General features: G+C 36.0%; 3 protein-coding genes. All 3 read right to left on the minus strand.

Annotated features, from left to right (window positions below):
* Positions 1-264: 264 nt before the first annotated feature.
* A complete protein-coding gene (locus tag ACFOW1_RS06180; RefSeq protein WP_379012952.1) occupies positions 265-1,515 on the minus strand; it encodes a hypothetical protein in 1,251 nt (416 codons plus the stop codon).
* Positions 1,516-1,725: 210 nt separating this feature from the next.
* Entirely contained in the window at positions 1,726-2,721 is a 996-nt protein-coding gene (locus ACFOW1_RS06185) for a hypothetical protein (protein ID WP_379012953.1), read from the minus strand.
* Between the two features lie 345 nt (positions 2,722-3,066).
* The coding region (locus tag ACFOW1_RS06190; protein ID WP_379012955.1) for an integrase core domain-containing protein at positions 3,067-3,373 on the minus strand (307 nt) is incomplete at its 5' end.

The following is a 3,373-nucleotide window of genomic DNA, read 5'->3' on the forward strand; positions in this document are numbered from 1 at the left end:
CAAAGCTAACCGCAACGAGGAAAAAAGATTAAAAAATCAATAAACAGAGTTTTTTCACAGTCTGACGTTCGAGGCTTGCCGGAGGGCTGGAATAGTTGCTGTGTCCGCCCGGCAACTGAAGCCGATTAAAAAAACTGATGTTGAAGTTAACAACTAAAAGCCAAATAGAATTTGGTCAAGCCCGATATTAGCTGATAGTAGTACAACTGCCGATTGTTATTCCGTCTGCCAGCCTTGCGGCAAACCTTTTGTTAGCAACCGTTTTTAGTCAAATCTTGAATGGTAACTAAATTTTTGTCCCAACTCTTTTGTCAAAAATTCTGCTGCGGCTTTTGCACCAGCTTCGTCAACATCAATAGATTGACCTGGATAAGATTTTAACCCATTAATATAATAATAGCCATCTGCATAAGAATTTGCAAATCCTAAATCAACTAGTGCTTGAGTTATTTCTGTGTTTGACTCCCAAGTCACTACGTGTGACCACCCACATGGGGCTTTCTCACCATGTTCATTGATAAATTTTTCTGATTCATTATAAAAGATTTCTGATGCTTGTTGAATTGCTATCTTAATTTTCTCGATTGTTTCTGCCGTTACTTTAATTTTTTGAATTTTTGGGATAGAACTTAATGGTAAATCGTCCAGCTTAACCAAATTGGGGTCTTTTGTAATTTTGGCTACTTCATCAAGTGAAAGGACGTATGTATTTTCAATCACTTTAAGGTTGTACTCTCTTCCGTGATTTGTGGATTTAGAATGATAAAGATTTTTAAGTTGTTCTATGACTCTTTCAACTTCTTCAGTAGTCTTAACGATGACAATTATTTTGCTAAAAGTAATTTTATCATTTTTTGCAAAAATTGGCATTCCTGGAAAGTCAAAGGACTGCTCAAGGTCAGCCCATCTCCATTCTCTTTCATGCGTCCAATCTATTTTCTTAAATGAAGTCAGTTTTGTGTAAACATATCTAAACTGCTCTCGTAGTCCAATGCCACATTCCGATGCAAGAGTCCTTAGGCCTTTGCCATAGAACAGGTCTGATTCCTTGGCTTCTTTATGTCCACCACTTAATCCATAAATTACAGGTCTTGCTCCTGCTAGAAAAAGTTCGTCTTTTAAAAAAGCTATTCCATATTGTTCCGTATAATTTTCATCTGCACGTATTTTGGCATACTCAATTAAACCGTATAATGGCATTTCGGTAAAACAAACTGCAGCTTTGGGTCCGTAAATCGTTGGCGTTCCTCTCCTGTAGGACCATCCTGCTCTAACATATCCATCATGAAGAATCTTCTGTAGAACACATATTGCATAGTCATCAGGGGCTAATCCATAGTCATCTTCTTCATATTTATTAGTCAATACAAATGGTTCACCGTCATAAGTAAATCCGTCTGGATGTGGGATATATTCAAAGTCCTCAAAATCATATGAGAATTCTAATGGGTCATTTTCTGGATTCCTTCTGTGAACAAAATGAATAATCCAATCTGTAAGGTCGTGTCTTGCCATAAAATGGTTGCTAACGAAAAAGGCTTTGCGATGGTGGGGAAATAGAATTACGTCTGCCCATAACCAAAGCCCAATGATTGCAATATTGCTGATGTTTTATTCATAGCCAAATTTATATTCGTCTGCCCGAACTGAAGCAAAATAGTAGCTCAAATGTTGATATTTATTTCGTCTGCCCCACTATTGCAAAACCTCGTGTTATGTGCCGTATTATTTTGTCATTTTTTCTTTTTTCAATGTTGAGATAATTAATGGAACTTTCTTGTTTTGCATTAATTTAATGACTGTCTGTAAAAGTTCTTTGTTTATTGGTGTTTTTCCTTTTTCCTCAATTACGGATTTGTAAAAAGTCGTGCTGTCAAGTATGTACCCGAAATTCGTTTGAGTGTGATATATGTGAGATAAAAGAAAATTGTAATCGTAAAAGAACGTGTTTTCTAAAAGTTGTTCTGTTATTAAAGTTGTCTGGTCGCCCAAGTCTTTGATTTCTTGAAACTGTTTTGACATTTCATCGTGCAGTGCTTCAAGAATAATGCTGTATAATGCTTCTGATTCGTTCTCTTTTTTTACTTCAAAAATTAAATTGTCTTGAAAGTAAAATTTGTATGAAAACAAGTTTCCAAAAGTTCCGTGTTTAATGCCAATTAAAGATTCTTTGTCTGGCGAATAATAGCTTTCAACTTTAATTCCTTTCGGTGCAATGATTAATTGACTACCAAAAACCTCTTCAAAATCTGAATTATTATAGTCGTCTGGGAAAGTCAATTTACCGTTTTTACTTTGCAAGAAATCGCTTGAATAAAGACCCCAAAAACTACCGAGTTTAACAGCAAAGTAGAGTTTGAAACCAAACTCCTTAGCAAAGTCAATTCTTTTTTGAAGGTTGCCACCGCTAATCTTGTATGCAAACTCGTCTTTGCTTTTTATTTCTACAAAAATCTTTTCATCATTTTTTAAAACTAAACAACTGTCAGGTGAATATGATTGTGTTAAAACCGAAGTCGCTTCGTCAAACGATAAAATATGTTTACAGCTTTGTAGCAAATGAAGAATGACAAAAAATTCCGATTCTACATTAAGTCCACGAAGTCTATGAGATAGATTTGTCGGGTCTAATGCTAAAGTTCTCAACAATTCTTGTTGTTGTTCTTCTGTCAGATAAGCCCTAATGTTGTTAAAGGCTACTAATTTTTCTACGTCATTCATAGTCGTCTATTTTGTAGTTGTCGCAATATGGCACATAACGAAAAAGGCTTGGCGTTTGTTGGGGAATTAGAATTCCGTCAGCCCATAACCGAAGTTGATAATTGCAATATTGCTGATGTTTTATTCATAAGCCAAATTTATAACGTCAAGCTGGGACTGAAGTCGAACAGCTGACTGCCTCGTCCTGATATAGGTTGACTGGTTAATAGATAAAATCCTGCATTTAGTTGACTAAAATAAATCATCCTAAATAATATTGACTAAAAGGTTTTTCGCCGTGCGTGGGCAAAAAACAGTTCTGTAGCCATTCACAGCTAAAGGAACTGTTTTTTGTGCCTTGGCCCATCAAGTTTCTTGCACCATAACTTCTTTGCTTTGAGGTGCTTTATAATAGTTTTTCCAACGTTTTATTTGCGGTCCTTTTTGCTTATGAACCTCAGCAGGTATCTGCCAGTTTAGGCTGCTATGTCTCCGCTTGTAATTGTAAATAATAATGCACCTGCTAATGTGTAGCGCCGCCTCATCAATGTTATTATAAAAGCTACTAATCAGCTCTGTTTTTAGTATACCATTTACCCTTTCTGTTATGGCATTTTCCAGTGGGTCGCCACTCTGTGTCATACTAATTAATGCATGGTGTTGTTGTAGCAAA

The organism is Parasediminibacterium paludis (assembly GCF_042651445.1).
Taxonomy (GTDB): domain Bacteria; phylum Bacteroidota; class Bacteroidia; order Chitinophagales; family Chitinophagaceae; genus Parasediminibacterium; species Parasediminibacterium paludis.

What these genes read in the sequence shown, in the direction of transcription:
- ACFOW1_RS06185 (WP_379012953.1), bottom strand. Translation starts at nt 2,721, where the DNA reads ATGAATGACGTAGAAAAATTAGTAGCCTTTAACAACATTAGGGCTTAT.
- ACFOW1_RS06180 (WP_379012952.1), bottom strand. Translation starts at nt 1,515, where the DNA reads ATGGCAAGACACGACCTTACAGATTGGATTATTCATTTTGTTCACAGA.